Origin of the sequence: Paenibacillus sp. LC231, assembly GCF_001860525.1 — a bacterium.
Classification (GTDB): domain Bacteria; phylum Bacillota; class Bacilli; order Paenibacillales; family Paenibacillaceae; genus Paenibacillus_AQ.
Map to the genome: position 1 here is coordinate 59005 of NZ_JFOM01000012.1, position 21614 is coordinate 80618.

The following is a 21614-nucleotide window of genomic DNA, read 5'->3' on the forward strand; positions in this document are numbered from 1 at the left end:
TCTTACCGAGTGGACGGTTTTTTGTGTATCCTTATTCGAAAAATGAAATACCATAATCAGGGACCACATCCGTCCCTTCCCCTGTCGAAATACACAGAAAAGTGTTGTGTATAGGGGGAAAACGAGGTATAGTGAATATGCGAAAAACTGAACTTTGATCTGAACGTTACAGCCATACCCATGGATATGGCTTTTTTTTCTTAGTCGAGACTTCTAGCATCCTCCACCTTTAAGAAACGGATTCTGCCAACCTGAGCACAACAGGCAGTAGGACCGTTTCTTCTTAGTGGGGAACGTTTTTGTGCATACTGGTTAGCAGGAATGTACACATGGAATAGGTCACATTTTGAAGAAGGGGTTGATGCATGTGATTGAACTTGTCCAGATCGAGAAGCATTTTCAGGGACAAGCGGTCGTGCATCCGCTGTCGCTCTCCATTAAAGAAGGGGAATTCCTGACTTTGCTGGGCCCCAGCGGCTGCGGCAAAACGACGATTCTCCGAATGATAGCAGGATTCGAACAGCCAACCAAAGGACAGGTCTGGCTGGCGGGTCAGAATGTGACGGAAATGCCTGCGAACAAGCGGGATTTGAATCTGGTATTCCAACACTATGCTCTGTTTCCGCATATGACCGTAGAAGATAATATCGCCTTTGGGCTGAAAATGAAAAAAATGCCGCGTCAACTCATCAAGGAGCGGGTGGACGAAGCCGTTGCCATGACGCAGCTGACTGCCCTGCGGGAACGCTTCCCGCACCAGCTGTCCGGCGGACAGCAGCAGCGCGTGGCCATCGCCCGCGCCATTGCCAACAAACCGAAGGTGCTGCTGCTGGATGAACCGCTTGGCGCACTGGATCTGCAGCTGCGGAAGAATTTGCAGTCCGAGCTCAAGCATTTGCAGCGGACGCTCGGGATAACGTTTGTATATGTAACGCACGACCAAGAGGAAGCCATGATGCTCTCCGACCGGATCGTCATCATGAACCATGGACGGGTAGAGCAAATCGGTACGCCGCGCGAGATCTATGCAAGGCCGCAAACGCTGTTTGCCGCTACGTTTGTAGGGGAGAATAACGTTTTTTCTTCGCCAGAGGGTCTCTTTGCCGTACGGCCGGAGAAACTCATTCCCCAGCGGGAATCGGGTGCCAAGAAGAACGGCGTGATTGAGGATGTGCAGTACCTCGGCAGTGTTCATAAACTGCTGGTCCAATTGGATGATGAACCGATGAAGGTCATGATTGCCCTCGATATCTCGGATGATCAGCCATGGGAGGTTGGCGAGCGGGTTGGGGTGAACTGGAACGCCAAAGATGAGGTGATCATCGGATCATGAGGAAATCAAGGTTCCTGTTGACTCCGGTCCTGCTGTGGTTATCCCTGTTTCTGATCGTTCCGATGCTAATCGTGGTCGGCATCTCCTTTCTCTCGCGGGATTCGCTGGGGAATATCGTGTTTTCCTTCAGTTTGGAAGGATACAAGACCTTCTTTGATCCATTATATTTAGGGATCTACTGGGATACCTTGGTACTGTCGCTGCTGACTACGGTAATCTGCTTGTTAGTCAGCTATCCTTTGGCCTATTATATAGCCAACGCTTCCCCGCGTATCCAAACCTGGGGATTAATTCTGATCACGGTCCCGTTCTGGATCAACTTTTTGATCCGCACCTATGCCTGGGTCCTGCTGCTTCGGACCCAAGGCGTGGTGAACAGCCTGCTGCTGTGGATGGGATGGATCGACGAGCCGATTCAGATGCTGTATACGTACGGCGCCGTGCTGCTCGGAATGGTGTATAACTTCATTCCATTCATGGTGCTGCCGATCTACGTGGCTCTGGAACAGATGGATAAGCGTCTGCTGGATGCGGCCAGCGATCTGGGCGCTTCCAGGTGGAAAGCATTCCGGCACATTACCTTGCCGCAGAGCAAATCCGGCATCATGACGGGAGCGGTTCTGGTCTATGTCTCGACATCCGGAATGTTTGTAGTTACGGATATTTTGGGAGGCGCGAAGTCCTCCATGATCAGTAATATCATTCAGCAGCAGTTCCTGGGTGCGCGCAACTGGCCCTTTGGAGCGGCGTTATCGGTGATCTTCGTGATTACGTCCCTGGTGCTGATCCTGCTCTTTAACCGGGCGATGCAAGCCCGCCATCAACGCGTAGGGGAGGGGAGATAAGTGAAGAAGAAGAATCACCCGCTGCTTGGGATTCACTCTTTCCTTATGATGGCTTTCATCTATGTACCGATCATCATGATCATCATCTATTCCTTTAATAACACGCGGCTTAGCGGCAACTGGGAAGGATTTACATTGGATTGGTATGTGTCGCTATTCGAGAACCGGCACGTGATGGAAGCGCTGATGAACAGTTTAACGGTGGCGGTCATATCGACGATCGTTTCTACCCTGCTCGGAACTGCGGCGGCGCTCTCGCTTCGGAATCTGGGACGCCGAGGTCGCAGCGGCATGAACGGGCTGCTGTATCTGCCGGTCATTATCCCGGATATTATTATGGGGCTGTCGCTGCTGGTATTGTTCAGTCAACTGAATATGCCGCTTGGCAAGACGACGGTGATCATCGCCCATATTACGTTCAGCCTGTCGTATGTGTATGTCGTAGTGACCGCCAGACTGTCGGGCATGGGCAAACAGCTGGATGAGGCGGCCCAGGATTTGGGCGCTACGCCTTGGCAGACGTTCCGGCATGTTACATTGCCGCAGATTGCACCGGGCATTATCTCCGGCGCCTTGATTGCTTTTACGCTGTCATTGGATGACTTTATGGTCAGCTTTTTTGTTGCCGGCCCCAGCTCAACGACGCTGCCGATCTATATTTACGCTCAAGTGAAGCGCGGCATCTCGCCAGAGATTAACGCGCTGTGTACACTGCTCATTCTGGTCAGCATCACGCTGATTCTGTTAGCGCAATATATTCTTAACCGCGGCAACGGGGAAAAGAAACATAAAACATTACCGATCTAAGCATAGGTACTGCTTTTTTCGAAATAAAACATGGAAGTGGAAAGAGAGGAGATATTGAATTGAAAAAATCAAGATGGACCCGCCTGCTGACGGCAGGCATGGTTGCGGTATTGTCTGTAGGACTCTTGGCCGGTTGCGGCTCGGATAAAGAGACGCTTCACATTTATAGTTGGGCGGATAACTTTGATCCCGAGGTGCTGAAGGACTTCGAAGAGAAGTTCGACGTAAAGGTAACCTACGACAATTACGCAAACAATGAAGACCTGCTGGCTAAAATCAAGGCTGGCGGCAGTGGGTATGACCTCATTCAGCCGTCCGATTATATGGTCAAAACGATGATTGAATCGGAGCTGCTTGAGCCGCTTGACATGAATAATATCCCGAACTTCGTCAATCTTACGGATACTTTCAAAGATCCTTCTTATGACCCGGGCAATAAATATTCGATTGTCTACACGTCCGGTGTAACGGGAATTGCATATAACAAGAAGTATGTGAAGGATGAGATCAACAGCTGGGAAGATCTCTGGAACCCGGAATACAAGGGTAAAGTCCTGCTTCTGGACGACAACCGTGAAATGATCGGCATGGCGCTGAAGAAGCAAGGGAAGTCCAACAGCAGCACAGATGAAGCGGAAATCACCGCAGCTGCGGATGAGCTGAAGACCCTGCTGCCGAATGTGCTAGCGTTTGATACGGATAACATCAAGCAGAAGATGATCCAAGAAGAAGGCTGGATTGCTACGGTATGGTCCGGAGATGCCGCCTTTATTGCTGCGGAGAATCCGGATGTGGCGTATGTCGTGCCAGAAGAAGGGGCTACCATCTTCTCTGACAACTACGCGATTCCTAAGGGTGCCAAGAATAAAGAGCTGGCCGAGAAATTCATCAATTTCATGATGGAGCCTGAGGTCAGCGCCAAAAACTATGAATTTATCGGATACAGCAATCCGAACACCAAAGCGATGGAATTCCATAGCGAGGAATACCGCGCCAATACGATGATCAACCTGACAGATGAAGAGCTGGGCCGTACCGAATGGCTTGATAATGTCGGTGACTCGCTCTCGATCTATGATCGTTTATGGACCGAACTGAAGAGCGGTCGTTAATTATAGGGCTTGCATTTTCATATTTTTGTAATAAAAAGAGTCTGTCCCATTGGGGGCAGGCTCTTTTTTGTTTGTAAAGAATAGGCCCTTTGTCCCGGAATAGGAAGAAATAGCCGATTTATACGAATCAAACCACAACTTCGTGGCCCGTTTCGTTGTTATATATAAAGGAGGACGCCAATAACTTAAACCAGGTTTCTATACGTTTAATCAGGAAAAGGAGAAAGCGGCTTGAGCGATGTGATGGGTATGTTGGTTATTGCAGGAATCGTTGCCGTCGCAGCAGCGGTGTTGTTTCTGAACATCTTCAGGAAAAGCGCGCTGCATCTGCTCTTATTGAGTATTCATAGTGCACTCGTTGGCATCGGTTTGATTCTTCTAGCTTACGTTGTTCAAGGCAGTGAATTGCTGCTGCTTGCGGGTACATGCGCTCTCTTGTTCGGTGTATTTCTAAGCGTAAAAGCATTCATGCAGAAGGATTAAACGAACGTATAGGTCCCGAGGCCTGGAATCAAAATTGTCATTGACTTTGTTACCAATACATTGAAAGCTTTCCTTATAATGATTAAGGGTAATAGATTAACAACTAACGGAAACTTAATTTAACAAAGGTGGAATTCTGATATGAATCCTAAATTACGTGTATGTGCATCATTAATTGCAACTAGCGTCCTGCTTGGCGGTCTGGGTTTAAGCGGACAGGTCATCGATGCAAGCGCCGCTAAGGCACCCGTTTCCGCCAGCCAAAAATCGCCGAAGAATGAAGTCGTACTGAAATGGAATGGCAAGACCCTGTCACAGAAAGGTCTCGTGCTGCACGGGGTAACTTATGTGCCGGCAACCGCTCTGCGGGACGGCCTGGGAATGCCTCTTAAATATGATGCAAAAAAACGTACGTATACACTGGGCAACGGTTATAACAAACTGAGTGCCATCGTATATGATTCAACTGAAATCGGTATTCTGGTGAACGGTTCGTATGCCGGCGAGCCTGGGGGACAGATCATTAATGGTCGTCTGTATGTGCCATTCAAAACGGTCAGCGAATACATGGGTGTTCAGGGACAATGGAACCCTTCCGTGAAAACACTCAGCATGACGCAGAAGAAACAGAACGACATTACGATCAAATCGGCTACGCTGAAGAAAAAGATTCAGGGCGTGGATGCCGTTGTGAACTATCCTGTAATCAGTGGACTCGCAAATGCGGAGGCGCAAGCCGAGATCAATAAAGTACTGAAGGAAAATGCGTCCGGTGTAATCACCGGTGCCGAAGGGAATGCTGAGGAATTCCCGCCATCGGAATCCAGTTTCCCTTACGAGTTCAGTGGGGATTTCGTGGTCCATTATAACCAGAATGATATCCTGAGCATTACAGCATACGATTATTCCTACACGGGTGGCGCCCATGGCATGACCTTCCGTAAAAGCTTCACGTTCTCCTTGAAGGATGGCAAGCAAATGAAGCTGGGCGATTTCATCAACATGCAGGGCAAGAACAAACAGAAGCTGAACAACCTTGTGCTGAACAAGCTGAAAAAAGAAGGAGGCTACCTCGGCGGATTTGAAGGCGTGCCTGCCGATGCTGATTTTTATGTGAAGGATAATGCTGCGGTGCTGTACTTCCAGCTTTATGAGTACACCGCGTATGCCTATGGATTTCCGGAGTTTGAGTTGAAGCTGAAAGAGTGGAAGTAAGAGCATACGGTAGCGGTTTGTGTAAACCGCAATCATTTATTTTCATACTATAGCTTGTTAGAAACATGATGTTGTCCTAATGTAACACTGTACTGGAACGAGTTACGAAAATCCCTTGATCATTTGAGTGTGGAGCGTGTATTCTCCTTACCTGCGATCAGGGGGTTTTTCGTTTACCTAGAGGTTCGCCTCCGTGCATTATTAGGCCTTACGCAATCCGGTTGCCCGTGCAAAGGAACCCTGCCCGGGCTTTCCTCTATTCCCCTCCCCACAAGTTAGAGGCAGGCCTTTTAGGAGGGGGATGGTCTTGAGCTAGTCTTTAAGTTTTTATAGGTAAGGTCGTACCAAAGTGAGAGTATCCTTGGAGGAGCAACGCGTTCGCCTTTGAAATCGGGAAACCTCCCTATCCATTCATTCAAGTTTCCCGATTTCAACAGCGACCGGAGGGGATACTCTCACTATTCAGTACTCGAAGTTTTCAATGATCCAGAGGATAAGAAAGGGCAGGCACCGGATAACGGCGCCTGCCCTTTACTTCATTTCTTTTATAAGCCTTGCGGTGGTGTATTCTCTAATACTTGATCAATCAGACCGTATTCTTTGGCTTCGTCAGCCGTCATGAAGTAGTCGCGATCGGTATCCTTCTCAATGCGCTCCAGCGGTTGGCCAGTGCGATCGGACAGGATGCGGTTCAGCTTGTCGCGCATTTTGAGGATGCGGCGAGCACGGATCTCAATATCCGTGGCTTGACCTTGTGCGCCGCCGAGCGGCTGGTGAATCATAATCTCGCTGTTAGGCAGACCGTAACGTTTGCCTTTAGCGCCTGCGTTGAGCAGGAATGCGCCCATGGAAGCAGCCATGCCGACACAGATCGTCGAAACGTCCGGCTTAATGAACTGCATCGTATCGAATATCGCCATACCTGCGGTAATGGAACCGCCAGGGCTGTTGATGTAAAGATGAATATCCTTCTCAGGATCCTCAGCCGACAAGAACAGCATTTGGGCAATGATGGAATTGGCGACCACGTCATTTACGTCGGAGCCGAGGAAGATAATGCGGTCTTTCAGCAATCTGGAATAGATGTCGTACGCCCGCTCACCGCGGTTGCTTTGTTCAACGACCATAGGTATAAAACTCACGTGGAAAACCTCCTCTTAAGTACCTCATATAAATACTGTTACCGTATTACCCACATGATAAACAATTTAAATCAAAAAGTCAAAGATAGTCAAACTATTGGGTAAAAAAAAGAGCCGTCATGGGCGCTTTAGGGTAATCAGTATAGAGAATAAAAGTTATAATGGCGCGCCCGCGAGGAATCGAACCTCGATCTCAGGCTCCGGAGGCCTACGTCATATCCATTGGACCACGGGCGCAAAAAAAATTAGCAACGAAGTTGATTATACCGCATCTATTTAAAAAATACAATAGCAGACAAAACTTTGTTCCTATTATATAGACGAGCCAGTACTTGGCCATAATGTATAAGAATGCCCGGGGCAGAGAAATATACTTTCGGACACTTGCAACCGGCATAATTATTGGTTAGAATAAAGGTGGGACTTAAAAAGTTCAACTGGGACATTTTACGACCAGCTAGAGAAGAGCCGAGACGAAGTTTGCAGGAGTGGAATGCATGCGTAACCTATTAGAAATACAAGAGCAGCTTCTGCCGGATCTGATGGACACTCTTAAACGAAGGTATACCATCCTTCATCAGATCAAGTTGTCCGGAATTGTTGGCCGAAGAACATTGGCTTCATCACTCTCGATGACCGAGCGTGTTCTCAGAGCAGAGACTGATCTTCTGAAAGCGCAAGGGCTGATCGAGATTGAAACGCTTGGCATGCGCATCAGCAGCTCAGGGATATGCTTGCTGGAGGAGCTGGAGCCGGTCATGAATGAGTTATTCGGACTGGTTGAACTGGAAGAGAAGATTCGTCAGGCTTACGGGCTTCGTAAAGTGGTCATTATTCCCGGTGACAGCGAGTCATCTCCGGAAGTCAAACGTGAGCTTGGCCGGGCCGGAGCAAGAACGCTGCTAAGTTTTGTCCAAGATGGAGATACGATTGCCGTAACCGGCGGCTCCACGCTCGCCGAAGTGGCCGAACAGATGTCCTCTTTGCCAGGCGGCGAACCGCTGACAAGCACTTGGTTTGTGCCAGCGCGGGGCGGTCTTGGGGAGAGCGTGGAGATTCAAGCGAACACCATTGCTTCCAAGATGGCAAAGCGCGTTGGAGCTGAGTACCGATTGCTTCACGTACCGGATCTGCTAAGCGAGGATGCCTATCAGTCTCTGGTGCAGGATCAGCATATCCAGGAGATCGTGGATGTGATCAGGCGCTGCCGAGTCATTATTCACGGCATCGGAGATGCCATGGAGATGGCAAGAAGACGCAAGCTGGATGAAAACTCTATTCAGAACTTGCAGGCAGATGGCGCGATTGCGGAATCCTTCGGCTACTACTTCAGTGAAGATGGTGAAGTTGTCCACAAAATGCTTACTCTCGGGCTGCGGCTTGAGGATATTATGCGGACAGAGACGATCATCGGCATTGCTGGGGGTCAAGGCAAGGGTAAGGCGATTCACGCGGTGTTGAAATTCGGACATGAGGATATTCTCGTTACCGATGAAGCCGCGGCACTGGAAGTCGAGAAGGAGATTGACGCCGGGATTTGAACCCACGGGCGTGCACACTGATTTTTCCTTATTGTTGTCTTGATTGGCTTAACGGCCAATCTTGAATATATAAATTTTACAAATATGGAGGGAACTACTCATGGTTAAAGTAGGTATTAACGGTTTTGGACGTATTGGACGTAACGTGTTCCGCGCTGCGCTGAACAACAGCGAAGTTGAAATCGTGGCAATCAACGATTTGACGGACGTAAGCACGCTGGCACACCTTTTGAAATATGACACAACTCACGGAAGACTTAATGCAACGGTTGAAGCTAAAGAAGGCGCACTCGTTGTAAACGGCCGTGAAGTGAAAGTATTCGCTGAGCGTAACCCTGAAGCATTGCCTTGGGCTGAGCACGGCGTTGAAATCGTTGTAGAATCCACTGGTATTTTCACAGCGAAAGACAAAGCTTCCGCTCACTTGAAAGGCGGCGCTAAGAAAGTTATCATCTCCGCTCCAGCAACTGACGAAGATATCACCATCGTTATGGGCGTTAACGAAGACAAATACGATGCAGCTAACCATACTGTAATCTCCAACGCTTCTTGTACAACAAACTGCTTGGCTCCTTTCGCTAAAGTTCTTGACGAGAAATTCGGTATCGTTAAGGGTATGATGACTACGGTTCACTCCTACACGAATGACCAGCAAGTGCTTGATCTTCCGCACAAAGACCTGCGTCGTGCTCGTGCAGCTGCTGAAAACATCATTCCATCCACAACTGGTGCTGCTAAAGCGGTTAGCCTTGTTCTGCCACAATTGAAAGGCAAATTGAACGGTATGGCAATGCGTGTACCTACGAAGAACGTTTCCGTAACGGACCTCGTAGTTGAGCTGTCCCAAAATGTAACCCTTGAAGATGTTAACGGAGCTCTGAAAGCAGCTGCTGAAGGCCCGCTGAAAGGCATCTTGAACTACTCCGAAGAGCCGCTTGTATCCAGCGACTACAATGGCGACCCAGCTTCTTCCACTATCGATTCGCTCTCCACTATGGTAGTTGGCGACAACATGGTGAAAGTTGTTTCTTGGTATGACAACGAGTGGGGCTACTCCAACCGTGTCGTTGACCTCGCTGCTTACATCGCAAGCAAAGGTCTGTAATTGATCTAGCCATACAATCGAAGAGGAGTTCCGTTTCACGGGTCTCCTCTTTGGTTCATGGTTTTTCCTTGTTTTCATGCCAGAGCACTGGGAAGAATAGACAAGATCCGGGCGCTGGTTAGCGATAGAGAGAAACGAGAGCAACTGCATGCTGTCGGTGAGGAGAATAGTTTTCTTAGGAGGAACGTGGAGATGAACAAGAAAAGTGTACGTGATGTAGAAGTAAGCGGCAAACGGGTGTTTGTCCGCGTCGATTTCAATGTACCGCTCGAAGATGGTAAAATTACAGACGACACTCGTATTCGCGAGACTTTGCCGACCATTAAATATCTGATAGAGCAAGGAGCGAAAGTCATCCTGGCCAGCCACATGGGTCGTCCAAAAGGAGAGGTCGTTGAATCTTTGCGCCTGACTCCTGCAAGTCAGCGTCTGTCCGAGCTGCTCGGCAAACCGGTAGCCAAAGCGGATGAAGCAGTAGGAGAAGCCGTTAAAGCTCAAGTCGAGAAGCTGCAAAACGGCGATGTGCTCGTGCTTGAAAATGTTCGTTTTTACGCTGGTGAAGAGAAGAACGATCCGGAACTTGCGAAGCAATTCGCCGAACTGGCCGATCTGTTCGTGAATGACGCGTTTGGTGCTGCTCACCGTGCGCACGCTTCGACAGAAGGTATCGCTCATCATCTTCCGGCTGTATCGGGATTGTTGATGGAGAAAGAGCTGTCCGTTCTTGGCAAAGCCCTTTCGAATCCGGACCGTCCTTTTACCGCCATCATCGGTGGATCGAAGGTTAAGGACAAAATCGACGTGATCGACAACCTGCTTACGCTTGCTGACAATGTCATCATCGGCGGTGGACTTGCTTACACGTTCTTCAAAGCTCAAGGCCATGAAATCGGCCAATCTCTGCTTGATAAAGAGAAGCTTGATGTTGCACTCGGTTTCATCGAGAAAGCTAAAGAGCTGGGCAAAAACTTCTACCTGCCGGAAGATATCGTCGTTACGGACGAGTTCAGCGCAGACGCGAATACCAAGGTCGTTGATATCGACGGCATTCCTGCCGATTGGGAAGGCGTTGACATCGGACCTAAGACTCGCGCCAAGTATGCAGAAGTGATCAAGAACTCCAAGCTTGTCGTGTGGAACGGTCCTATGGGCGTATTCGAAATCGCTCCGTTCAGCAACGGTACTCGTGAAGTGGCACAAGCTTGTGCGGATACGGAAGCTTACACGATTATCGGCGGCGGCGACTCGGCTGCAGCTGCAGAGAAATTCGGTCTTGCCGACAAGATGAACCACATCTCGACAGGCGGCGGTGCATCTCTTGAGTTCATGGAAGGCAAAGCACTTCCTGGTGTTGTGGCACTGAAAGACAAATAGAAATAGGCACTATATTGGATAGCGAGTGGATGAAGTTTGGACCCCGATTCCTCGGGGGAATAAAGGAGTGAATCGTGTGAGAACACCTATCATAGCTGGTAACTGGAAAATGTTCAAAACCGTTCCGGAAGCAGCTTCATTTATTGAAGATGTGAAAGGCAAAGCGGAAGTAGAAGGCGTGGAAAGCGTGATTTGCGCGCCATTTACCAACCTTCCTGCATTGGTTGAAGCGGTCAAGGGCACGAACATCAAAATCGGTGCACAAAATCTTCATTTTGAAGACAATGGCGCTTTTACGGGCGAAATTAGCGGTTTGATGCTGAAGGATCTGGGTGTGGACTATGTCATTATTGGACACTCCGAGCGCCGTCAGTATTTTGCTGAAACCGATGAGATCGTGAACAAGAAGGTACATGCGGCATTCCGTCATGGTCTTCTTCCGATCGTATGCGTCGGCGAGAAGCTGGAAGAACGCGAAGCCGGCCAAACCAAAGACGTGTGCAAAGTACAAACGGAAGCAGCGTTCGCAGGTGTTCCTGCTGATCAAGCGGTTCATGTCGTTATTGCATACGAGCCAATCTGGGCGATCGGAACGGGCAAATCCTCTACGGCAGAGGATGCGAACGAAGTTATCGCTTATATTCGTGAACTCGTTAAAGGCCTTTACGGCGAAACCGTTGCAGAGCAAGTTCGCATTCAATACGGCGGCAGCGTGAAGCCTGAAAATGTAGCGGAGTATATGGGACAAAGCGACATCGACGGCGCGCTCGTTGGTGGTGCAAGTCTACAACCGGCTTCCTACATCGCACTCGTTGAGGGGGCGAAGTAAATGTCTGCTCCAAAACCCGTAGCTCTGATTATCATGGACGGTTTCGGGCTTCGCAACACCGAGGTGGGCAATGCGGTCGCTCAAGCGAACAAGCCTAACTACGACCGGTATTTGAAGCAATACCCGAACACCACATTGACTGCTTGCGGTGAAGCCGTAGGCTTGCCGGAAGGTCAAATGGGGAACTCCGAAGTGGGTCACTTGAACATCGGCGCAGGCCGGATCGTGTATCAGGACTTGACCCGCATCACGAAGTCGATTCGTGAAGGAGAATTCTTCGAGAACGAAACGCTGGTGGAAGCCGTTCGCGCTGCTAAGAACAACAACAAGAAGCTGCATCTGTACGGGCTGGTATCCGACGGCGGCGTTCACAGTCATATTGAGCATATGTTTGCCATGCTGGATCTTTGCAAGAAGGAAGATTTTCATGACGTATACATCCATGGCTTCATGGATGGACGCGACGTGGCACCGGACAGCGGCAAGCAGTTCGTTAAGGATCTGATTGCGAAGATCGAAGAAGTAGGCGTTGGCCAAATCGCTACGCTTTCCGGTCGTTATTATGCGATGGACCGCGACAAGCGTTGGGATCGTGTCGAGAAGGCTTACCGTGCCATGGTGTATGGCGAAGGACCGAAATATACGGATCCGCTGAAAGCCATCATCGAATCTTACGAGAAATCGGTTTACGATGAATTCGTAGAACCGACCGTGATTGTGAATGGTGAAGGCGAGCCGGTTAGTCTGGTGGAGAGCGGAGATTCCGTTATCTTCCTGAACTACCGCCCTGACCGTGCGATTCAGCTGTCCCAGGTGTTTACGAATAATGATTTCCGTGGTTTTGAACGAGGACCGAAGTTCCCGCAAAACCTGCATTTTGTATGCTTGACGCTGTTCAGCGAGACGGTGGAAGGCTTTGTTGCCTACAAACCGAAGAATCTCGATAACACGCTCGGCGAAGTGCTGGTTCAGCACAACAAGAAACAGCTTCGGATTGCGGAAACCGAAAAGTACCCGCACGTGACATTCTTCTTCAGCGGTGGACGCGATGTTGAGCTTCCTGGTGAAACGCGCGTACTGATCAACTCGCCGAAAGTGGCGACCTACGATCTGAAACCGGAGATGAGCGCTTATGAAGTGGCGGATGCTTGCGTGAGAGAAATCGAAGCGGATAAGCATGATGCGATCATCTTGAACTTCGCCAACCCGGACATGGTAGGTCATTCCGGTATGCTGGAGCCGACGATTAAAGCCGTTGAGACTACGGATGAGTGTGTTGGCAAGGTTGTTGAGGCTGTTTTGGCAAAAGGCGGGGTAGTTCTGATTACCGCTGACCACGGGAACGCGGACATGGTATTTGACGAGAATGGACGTCCATTCACCGCACATACTACAAACCCGGTTCCGTTCATCGTAACGGATGAGAATGTAACGCTGCGTGAAGGCGGTATTCTTGCCGACATCGCGCCAACGATTCTCGACCTGATGGGTCTGCCTAAGCCGGATGAAATGACGGGAACTTCCATGATTGCAGCACGTAAATAAGTGGTTCATAATGGAACATAAACATAACATTAAAAGGAGACTATACACATGACTATTATTTCTGATGTATATGCACGCGAAGTCCTTGACTCCCGTGGCAATCCAACCGTAGAGGTTGAAGTATACCTGGAATCCGGTGCAATCGGTCGCGCGATCGTTCCATCCGGTGCTTCCACTGGCGTTCACGAAGCCGTTGAGCTCCGCGACGACGACAAATCCCGTTACCTGGGCAAAGGCGTTCTGAAAGCCGTTGAGAACGTGAACGAAATCATCGCGCCTGAAGTGATTGGCATGGACGCTCTGGACCAGCTTGGCATCGACAAACTGATGATCGCTTTGGACGGTACGCCGAACAAAGGCAAATTGGGTGCGAACGCAATTCTGGCCGTATCCATGGCTGTAGCTCGCGCTGCTGCTGATGCATTGGATCTTCCACTGTATGTTTACCTTGGCGGATTCAACGCAAAACAACTTCCAGTACCTATGATGAACATCGTTAACGGTGGCGCTCACGCGGACAACAACGTTGACGTTCAAGAATTCATGGTATTGCCTGTTGGCGCACCTAGCTTCAAAGAAGCGCTTCGCATGGGCGCGGAAATCTTCCACAACCTGAAATCCGTTCTGAAGGGCAAAGGCCTGAACACAGCGGTTGGTGACGAGGGCGGCTTCGCTCCTAACTTCACGTCTAACGAAGATGCACTGTCTTCCATCATCGAAGCGATCGAAAAAGCCGGCTACAAGCCAGGTGAAGATGTATTACTGGGTATGGACGTTGCTTCCACCGAGTTCTTCAAAGATGGCAAGTATGTTCTGGAAGGCGAAGGCAAATCCTTCACGCCGGCAGAATTCGTGGACTTGCTCGCTTCTTGGGTAGACAAATACCCAATCGTAACCATCGAAGACGGATGCTCCGAGGACGATTGGGAAGGTTGGAAATTGCTCACCGAGAAATTGGGTAACAAAATTCAACTCGTGGGTGACGACCTGTTCGTTACCAACACCGAGCGTCTGGAAAAAGGTATCAACGAAGGCATCGGTAACTCCATCCTGATCAAAGTAAACCAAATCGGTACATTGACTGAAACGTTCGATGCGATCGAAATGGCAAAACGCGCAGGATATACGGCTGTTATCTCCCACCGTTCCGGTGAGTCCGAGGACAGCACCATCGCTGATATCGCGGTGGCTACTAACGCAGGTCAGATCAAAACGGGTGCTCCTTCCCGTACGGACCGTGTGGCGAAATACAACCAATTGCTTCGCATCGAAGACCAATTGGGCGAGCTTGCTCAATACAACGGCTTGAAGTCGTTCTACAACTTGAAGCGCAAATAATTGAAATAAGAGAAAGCCCGGCTCCTGCTTTTGAGGGAGCTGGGCTTTTTTGCATTAATTTGAGGGGATGCAGGGTTGTGGGGCTGCACACTTTGTTATCATGTCGAGGGGCGGTACGTATATCGTCTCCGGTCGCTGTTAAAATCGGGAAGCTGGAATGGAATAAGCTGAGGAAGCTTCCCGATTTTAAAGGCGAACGCGTTGCTCCTCCACCGATATACGCACCTGGGCAGGGGAGGTGTGCAGCCTCTTGTGGGCATCTCATAGGAGCGCAAAGAAGAAAGCCTAGCTCTGTGAAAGTCGTATGAGCCGGGCTTTTGAGCGTGGGAGGGGGAAAGAGCGAAGGGCTGCACACTCTGTTATCGTGCTGTGGGATGGTGCGTAAATCGGCTCCGGTCGCTGTTAAAATCGGGAAGCTGGAATGAAATAAGCAGAAGAAGCTTCCCGATTTTAAAGGCGAACGCGTTGCTCCTCCACCGATATACGCACATGGGCAGGGGAGGTGTGCAGCCTCTTGTGGGCATTTCATAGGAGCGCAAAGAAGAAAGCCCAGCTCTGTGAAAGTCACTGAGCCGGGCTTTTGAGCGTGGGAGGGGGAAAGAGCGAAGGGCTGCACACTCTGTTATCGTGCTGTGGGATGGTGCGTAAATCGGCTCCGGTCGCTGTTAAAATCGGGAAGCTGGAATGAAATAAGCAGAAGAAGCTTCCCGATTTTAAAGGCGAACGCGTTGCTCCTCCACCGATATACGCACCTGGGCAGGGGAGTAGGTGTGCAGCCTCTTGCGAGCATTTCATAGGAGCGCAAAGAAGAAAGCCCAGCTCTGTGAAAGTCACATGAGCCGGGCTTTTGAGCGTGGGAGGGGGGAAAGAACGTGGCTGCACACTCTGTTATCGTGCTGTGGGATGGTGCGTAAATCGGCTCCGGTCACTGTTAAAATCGGGAAGCTGGATGGAGTAGGCTGAGGAAGCTTCCCGATTTTAAAGGCGAACGCGTTGCTCCTCCACCGATATACGCACCTGAGCAGGGGAGGTGTGCAGCCTCTTGTGGGCATCTCGCAGGAGCGCAAAGAAAGCCCAACTCATATTAGGTCGCATGAGCTGGACTTTGGGGTGTGGGTAGGGGAGAGCGATTTGCTGCACGCCTGATCGGGAGTGGTTGGGTGACGCACAGGCTTTTAAGCAAGTAGTATCAGCCCCCGAACCTTGTTATACTGTTATAAGCAGGGGGAATCTCCCTTGCAAGATCAACATAAGTTGCTAGGAGGTTGTTCGTTTTGCCCTTAGATCTTACTTCAGGTACTTAACACAACTCTATTTTGCATAAATAAAGGAGTGCCTGAAGAGCATGTTAAAATCAATTATTCATTCTTATCTAAACCAAAATCAAGAGTCATTTCATGGAGCCGTCCTGGTTTCGCACCAAGGCGAAATCCTCTATCAGGAAGCCTTCGGTCTGGCAAACCGGTGGTATATTCCGAATGCTATAGATACCAGGTTCCGCATCGGTTCTGTCACCAAATCCATTACGGCCCTGGGCATTCTGAAGCTGGTTGAAGCGGGGCAGATCCATCTTGATGATCACCTGGTTGAATATATCCCTGACTTCAAACGAGCAGGAGGCATAACGCTTACCCACTTGCTGAACCATACCTCCGGTATCGGGAATATCACGATGCAGCCGGATTTCACCATCCAATCTCTTCAAAGACGTTCCGTCGACGAACTTGTGGCATGGATTCGCTCTCTTCCCATGGAGTCCGGGCGGCCGGCGAACTTCAGTTATTCGAACTCCGGTTACATTCTGTTGGGCAAAATCATCGAAACCGTTACCGGATTAACGTACGCGGAATTTCTGGAACAGGAGATTTTTGGCCCTGCGGGCATGAAGGATTCCGTTTTGGAATCAAACTTGACCCTGCGCAACCGGGCGAGCGGTTACGAGATGACGGCCGAGGGAGAGCTGCGCAATGCTTCGTACATCGACATGTCCAATGCTTATTCGGCCGGGGGTATCGTCTCTACTGCTCCAGATCTGCATTTGCTGAACTCCGCGCTGGATGAGGGAAGGCTGTTGTCGGGCGATACGTTGGCCAAGCTATTCGCTTGGGATGGACAGCAGCCGTACCGCTACGGCTGGAATAGGGCGAGAACCGGAGCCAACCGGCCCATGGCCTTCCATCATGGCGGGATTAATGGTTATACGGCTTCCTATCTGAAGCTGCTGGATCAGGGAACCGCGGTTTTCGTGTTAAGCAATGTGTCGACGATGCTGACCTCGATGTTAGCGGGCGTGATCGTTAACGCGCTTGAGCACGAAATGGGTTGATGCAGTAGATGAGGACCAAGCTCTCTTACGGAGAGTTTGGTCTTTTTTTGTCTGATAAAAATAGAACAAATCTACACATCCACTGCGCCTTCCCCCACCAACGACCGCACATATCCATGCAATTTCAGGCATTGCCATTCTCAAGCGAACCGGTGCTGATATAATTGAAGAACAAGCGAGCGAAAAGGAGAGTGCGGGAGGGTGCTGAACCGAATACGATCCCTGTTTCCACACAAGCTGAAATACCGTCTGTTTGCCGCGTTCGTTTTGGTCATCCTGCTGCCTTTCGGCATTTTGAATTTGTACAACTATCAGCGGATCGAGACCTTGGTCCAGGAGAAAATCAGCCAGCAGAGCCACAGCCAGCTGGAGCAAATGTACCGAACGCTGGAGGATCAGTTGAGCGTAGCCTTCAAAACGCTGATATTTCTGGAGCAGGATTCAACGGTGGCCTCCGTGCTGACCCATCCCGGGCAGCGGCAGGGACTCGAGAACAAAAACCTGATGGAGGAAAAGTTCAAAAATTTGAACAACAGCTTTTTCCTGTACAATCCGTCGGTCTACTTCACGATTCTCGATTTTCATGGTAACGCTTACACCTCATATTCTCCCAGGGAGGCCCTCGATTACAGAAAGCTGCGGGACAACCCTGGCTTTGATCGGGAACAGATGGAGGGCGTGTCGTATCATTGGGTTTCGAGCGATTCGAACTACGTGCTGCGGGATATCTCGACGAGTCCTTACCTGCTGTCACTGTACGCATACATGGAAACTCCCCGCAACAAGCCGTACGGCATGGCCCGGATCAGCATCGATTACTCCTTCTGGTTTCAATCGGTATTGAAGCAGTCGACGCTGCGGCAGGAATATTTCTTGATTACGAGCGCTGGCGAGAACGTATCCCAATCGATCTTGAACAGCAGTCTGACCGGCGAGGTAAAAGCCAGGATTGCGGCCGAGCCCAGGCAGAAGTATTTTATCGACAAAGCCTCCAATACCCTGGTGAATTACATTTACGTGGAATCTCTGGATTGGTATATCGTGAACCGGATTCCACTGACGGTGCTCTTTAACGAGATCGAGGAGCTGAAGCGCCAATATTTTATGACCTTTTTCCTGCTGACCGGGGCGTTTCTCATCATGACCTTCATTATTGCCGCCACGATTACCCGGCCCCTATCCCATTTGCAGAATAAGATGAAGGCGGTTGTCCGAAACAATCTGAAAATCCGGCTGCCGGAGCACAAGTTTCGAGGCGAGATTCTGGAGCTGACGCAGACGTTCAATTCCATGCTCAACGACATGGATGTGCTGATTCAGCGATTGAAGGCCGAGGAAAGGCAGAAGGAAGCGGTGCATTTTCATATGCTGCTGGCTCAGATGAATCCGCATTTTCTGCTCAACACGCTAAATACGGTCAAGTGGAGTGCCATTCGCCACGGGAATGAGGATATCACCAATATCACCCTGTCTCTCGGCAAGCTGCTGGAGGCAAGCCTGAATACGGAGAAGGATCTGGTGCATCTGAAGGATGAAATCGAGCTAGTGCAGGCCTACGTCCATATTCAGCAGGTGCGTTACAATCACCGTTTTGACGTGACCTTTGCGTGTGATGAGGACATCCTCTATGCGCTTGTGCCCAAGCTCAGTCTGCAGCCGCTCGTGGAGAATGCCATCATACACGGAATCGCGCCTCTGCCGGAGCAGGAAGGGCTCATTGAAATTACGGTTACCCGGGAAGGGCCGAACCGATTGGCGGTGGAAATCAAGGACAATGGCGTCGGCATGGAGCAGTCCCGACAGGTGGGCGGGATGCGTAAACGTCCGGGCATCGGTCTCAGCAATGTACAAGAGCTGCTGCGGCTGCTGTTTAAAGAAGAGGGCAGCATGGAGATTATTTCTTCGGAGCGGGGAACGCGGATTCGATTTTCGATCCCGCTGTTAATCTCTACGCCTTATCAGAACGATCACTTGATTTCATCATAACGGGAAGATGATTCGTCTCGGGCCTGTGTAGGCTTTGAACCGGATTTAAAAAGCTTCGAGGAGGGGAGACCTATGTGGAAGGTGCTGCTGGTGGAGGATGAGGTGTTTGTGCGAGAGTCCGTGCGGGAGATCATCGCGTGGGAGGAGCTTGGGTTCAAGGTGGCAGGAGAGGCAGGAAACGGCGCCGAGGCGCTGGAGATGATCCGGAGCAATCCGCCCGATCTTGTGCTGACCGATATCGTAATGCCGGAGATGGACGGCGTGGAGCTCCTCCGCAGAACACGGGAAGAAGGGTATGCCTCGAAGTTCGTGATGCTGACCTGCATGAGTGAATTCGAGTATGTCCGGCAAGCGATGGAATACGGGGCATCCAACTATATCCTGAAGCTGTCGATGAGCGTGAATACGCTGCGGGAAACGCTGCACAAAATGAATGCTGAGCTGATGAAGAATAACCCGCATCCGAGCCCGAGCCAACCTGTTTCGCAGGTCGCGTCCACGGAGACGATGCCGTCGCAGCCGGCGCATCATGCCTCCCCGGGGGAAATCACGTCGCACCCGGAGGTACAGAAAATATTGCAGTACATCCATGAGCACTACGAGCAGGACATTACGGTTAAATCGATGTCGGGCTACGTGATGATGGGCGAGAATTACGTCAGTGCGCTCTTCAAGAAAAAGACCGGACGCACCTTGATTCATTATTTGCACCAGGTCCGGGTGGATAAAGCCATCGCGTATTTGCTTCAAACCAACCTCCCTGTTCACGAGATCGGCCTCCGGGTGGGGTTCGTGAACGACAATTATTTTATTAAAATCTTCAAACGGTTGACCGGCTTCACCCCGAGTAAATACAGACAACACAGCAAAGACCTCAAATAGAACGATTCGATGCAGGACATAGGATTCGCCGAATCAGGAATTCCATCGTTTTGTTCCATCATCTGAATGGATATGTAGCTTAAAAGCGGCTCCCGTTTCCTGCTACGATGAGAGGGCATCACACCAATATAATTCTCGGGGAGGTCTCTAATGTGAGAAATAAAAAAGGATGGACGATGCTTCTCATCGGCATATTGCTTCTAGGTCTTCTTGCGGGCTGCGGCGGCAAAGCAGCCTCATCAGTAACTGAGGGACAAGGAACGGATAATTCGAAAGCGCCTTCATCCGGCGAGCCGGTCAAACTAACCATGTGGGGCGGTGTGCCGCCAGAGGCGGGACCGCAAGAGGTCATTGATGCGTGGAACGCCGAGCATCCTGATATTCAAGTCGAGTATGTCCGCTACGTCAATGACGATGACGGGAACCTGAAGCTTGATACGGCGATGATTACCGGTCAGGATGTCGACCTGTTCGTGAACTACACGCTTTCCCAAACGTCCAAACGGGTGGAATCCAACTTAGCCCTGGATCTAAGCCAATTCGATGATTACAATATCGACGAGAAGATGGGTCCTGACGCCGAAGGCTGGAAAATCAACGGGAAGTATTACGGAATGCCGACCACGAAAAGCGCCTTCTTCGTCGCGCTGAACAAGGATGCCCTTGATGCAGCGGGCCTGCCCGTTCCGAAGGACTGGACGTGGGATGAGCTGCGCGAATATGCCAAGAAGCTCAAAGTCGGCAATAACTACGGGTTTATTCAAAATATGGAGCCGTTCGTCGATCCGATTGATTCGGTGTTATCGCAAGAGGGATACACGAAGGCGGATGGAACTTCGAATCTGGACCACCCGCTGGTCAAAAAATGGCTGGAAACCCTGAATGTCATGATGAAGGAAGACAAGACCACGCCGCCGCTCGGAGAGCAGCTGACTTCCAAAATGCCGGTGGAGCAAGTGTTCCTTAGCGGGGAAGTGCCCATGCTGAATATCGGAGCTTGGCTGCTGCGAAGCTCGAATAACTTTACCGATTTTCCCCGCGACTTCACCATCGCGTTCGCCCAGGTGCCGAGACTAACGGATAGTGCGGACAGCTATGTAACAAGGGGCGGCCTTGGGGATTACATCTCCATTAATGCCAAATCCAAAAAACAAGCGGAAGCTTGGGAATTCCTGAAGTGGTATGCGGACGGAGGCATGGCTCCTATGGCTGCGGGCGGAAGATTGCCGGCTTCGAAGGACGCCGATCAGGATGAGGCGTTAAAGAACCTGCTCGGTGATAAGAAAGACACGTATGACCTGGATTCCCTGATGCACGTCATGTTCGAAGACAAAACGCCTACGTACGTAAGAAGCTTGCCGCAAGAGGTGATGGATATGCGCGCCCAGGAGTATGAGAAGTATTTCCTTGACGCCCAATCGCTCGATCAAACGCTGGAGGCCATGGTGAACCGGCATAATACGTTTTTAAAAGATGGCAAATAAGGGGCTGTCGGCACCAATAGAAGGGGACTATCGCTTCGGCGGCGAGTCCCCTTTTTGATCGGCTTCGACACTGCCTATCTCGGCATGATCCGGGATGGGGAGTTGATTGCCGCCTTTTTTCTCGTCGGCCATAGAACAAATCTACGGAGACGCTGAAATTCACAACCCTGCAATTGCATACTTCTGTAGCATAAAGTCGAAGGTTTTGTTCCTTATCCCCGCTTGGTCCCGACTGCTATGCTTGAGATGAAAAAGACCAAGAGGAGT

The 21614-nt window shown here is 50.3% G+C and carries 17 protein-coding genes and 1 tRNA gene; 16 read left to right on the top strand and 2 right to left on the bottom strand.

The genetic code is table 11. The annotated features are described in order from the left end of the window. Positions 1-361: 361 nt before the first annotated feature. The 6 genes from AK95_RS08255 to AK95_RS08280 all read left to right on the top strand — a co-directional run bounded on the left by AK95_RS08255 (position 362) and on the right by AK95_RS08280 (position 5795). A complete protein-coding gene (locus AK95_RS08255; RefSeq protein ID WP_071219490.1) occupies positions 362-1333 on the top strand; it encodes an ABC transporter ATP-binding protein in 972 nt (323 codons plus the stop codon). Beyond that, a complete protein-coding gene (locus AK95_RS08260) occupies positions 1330-2178 on the top strand; it encodes an ABC transporter permease (RefSeq protein ID WP_071219491.1) in 849 nt (282 codons plus the stop codon). Before AK95_RS08255 ends, AK95_RS08260 begins: the two co-directional genes overlap by 4 nt. Positions 2179-2223: 45 nt before the next feature. Beyond that, entirely contained in the window at positions 2224-2985 is a 762-nt protein-coding gene (locus AK95_RS08265; RefSeq protein ID WP_201259369.1) for an ABC transporter permease, read from the top strand. A 59-nt stretch (positions 2986-3044) separates the two neighbouring features. After that, complete coding sequence (locus AK95_RS08270) at positions 3045-4097, top strand: ABC transporter substrate-binding protein (RefSeq protein WP_071219493.1); 1053 nt, start codon at positions 3045-3047, stop codon at positions 4095-4097. A gap of 240 nt (positions 4098-4337) precedes the next feature. Continuing rightward, on the top strand, positions 4338-4580 hold the full coding sequence (locus AK95_RS08275; protein ID WP_235613062.1) for a hypothetical protein: 243 nt from the start codon (positions 4338-4340) through the stop codon (positions 4578-4580). Positions 4581-4721: 141 nt separating this feature from the next. Beyond that, on the top strand, positions 4722-5795 hold the full coding sequence (locus AK95_RS08280) for a PdaC/SigV domain-containing protein (RefSeq protein ID WP_071219495.1): 1074 nt from the start codon (positions 4722-4724) through the stop codon (positions 5793-5795). Positions 5796-6340: 545 nt separating this feature from the next. Here the strand turns inward: AK95_RS08280 and clpP are convergent. Then, the gene (gene clpP, locus AK95_RS08285; protein WP_006207581.1) at positions 6341-6937 is read right to left on the bottom strand and encodes an ATP-dependent Clp endopeptidase proteolytic subunit ClpP; all 597 of its coding nucleotides are present in this window, start codon (positions 6935-6937) and stop codon (positions 6341-6343) included. A 162-nt stretch (positions 6938-7099) separates the two neighbouring features. Next, positions 7100-7174, bottom strand: a tRNA-Arg gene (locus tag AK95_RS08290). A 260-nt stretch (positions 7175-7434) separates the two neighbouring features. Here AK95_RS08290 and AK95_RS08295 point away from each other — a divergent pair. The 10 genes from AK95_RS08295 (at position 7435) to AK95_RS08340 (ending at position 21347) form a co-directional block, all read left to right on the top strand. Then, positions 7435-8478 carry a sugar-binding transcriptional regulator gene (locus tag AK95_RS08295; RefSeq protein ID WP_071219496.1) on the top strand — a complete coding sequence of 348 codons (1044 nt, stop codon included), beginning with the start codon at positions 7435-7437 and terminating at the stop codon, positions 8476-8478. Positions 8479-8578: 100 nt separating this feature from the next. Continuing rightward, positions 8579-9583: a type I glyceraldehyde-3-phosphate dehydrogenase gene (gene gap / locus AK95_RS08300; RefSeq protein ID WP_071219497.1), complete on the top strand. Its 1005-nt coding sequence runs from the start codon at positions 8579-8581 to the stop codon at positions 9581-9583. Between the two features lie 192 nt (positions 9584-9775). Beyond that, complete coding sequence (locus tag AK95_RS08305; RefSeq protein WP_071219498.1) at positions 9776-10957, top strand: phosphoglycerate kinase; 1182 nt, start codon at positions 9776-9778, stop codon at positions 10955-10957. A gap of 76 nt (positions 10958-11033) precedes the next feature. Further along, positions 11034-11786, top strand: coding sequence for a triose-phosphate isomerase (gene tpiA, locus AK95_RS08310; protein ID WP_071219499.1), 753 nt, complete (start codon positions 11034-11036; stop codon positions 11784-11786). Further along, positions 11787-13331, top strand: a complete 1545-nt coding sequence (gene gpmI, locus AK95_RS08315; RefSeq protein ID WP_071219500.1) for a 2,3-bisphosphoglycerate-independent phosphoglycerate mutase — start codon at positions 11787-11789, stop codon at positions 13329-13331. It begins immediately after the preceding gene. 48 nt (positions 13332-13379) lie between these two features. After that, positions 13380-14669, top strand: coding sequence for a phosphopyruvate hydratase (eno, locus tag AK95_RS08320; protein ID WP_071219501.1), 1290 nt, complete (start codon positions 13380-13382; stop codon positions 14667-14669). Between the two features lie 1345 nt (positions 14670-16014). Continuing rightward, positions 16015-16995, top strand: coding sequence for a serine hydrolase domain-containing protein (locus tag AK95_RS08325; protein ID WP_071219502.1), 981 nt, complete (start codon positions 16015-16017; stop codon positions 16993-16995). A 201-nt stretch (positions 16996-17196) separates the two neighbouring features. Beyond that, positions 17197-18981: a sensor histidine kinase gene (locus AK95_RS08330; RefSeq protein WP_071219503.1), complete on the top strand. Its 1785-nt coding sequence runs from the start codon at positions 17197-17199 to the stop codon at positions 18979-18981. 72 nt (positions 18982-19053) lie between these two features. Further along, positions 19054-19863 (top strand): response regulator, encoded by an 810-nt coding sequence (locus AK95_RS08335; protein WP_071219504.1) that lies wholly within the window; start codon positions 19054-19056, stop codon positions 19861-19863. A gap of 152 nt (positions 19864-20015) precedes the next feature. Further along, entirely contained in the window at positions 20016-21347 is a 1332-nt protein-coding gene (locus AK95_RS08340; RefSeq protein ID WP_071219505.1) for an ABC transporter substrate-binding protein, read from the top strand. Positions 21348-21614 lie beyond the last annotated feature (267 nt).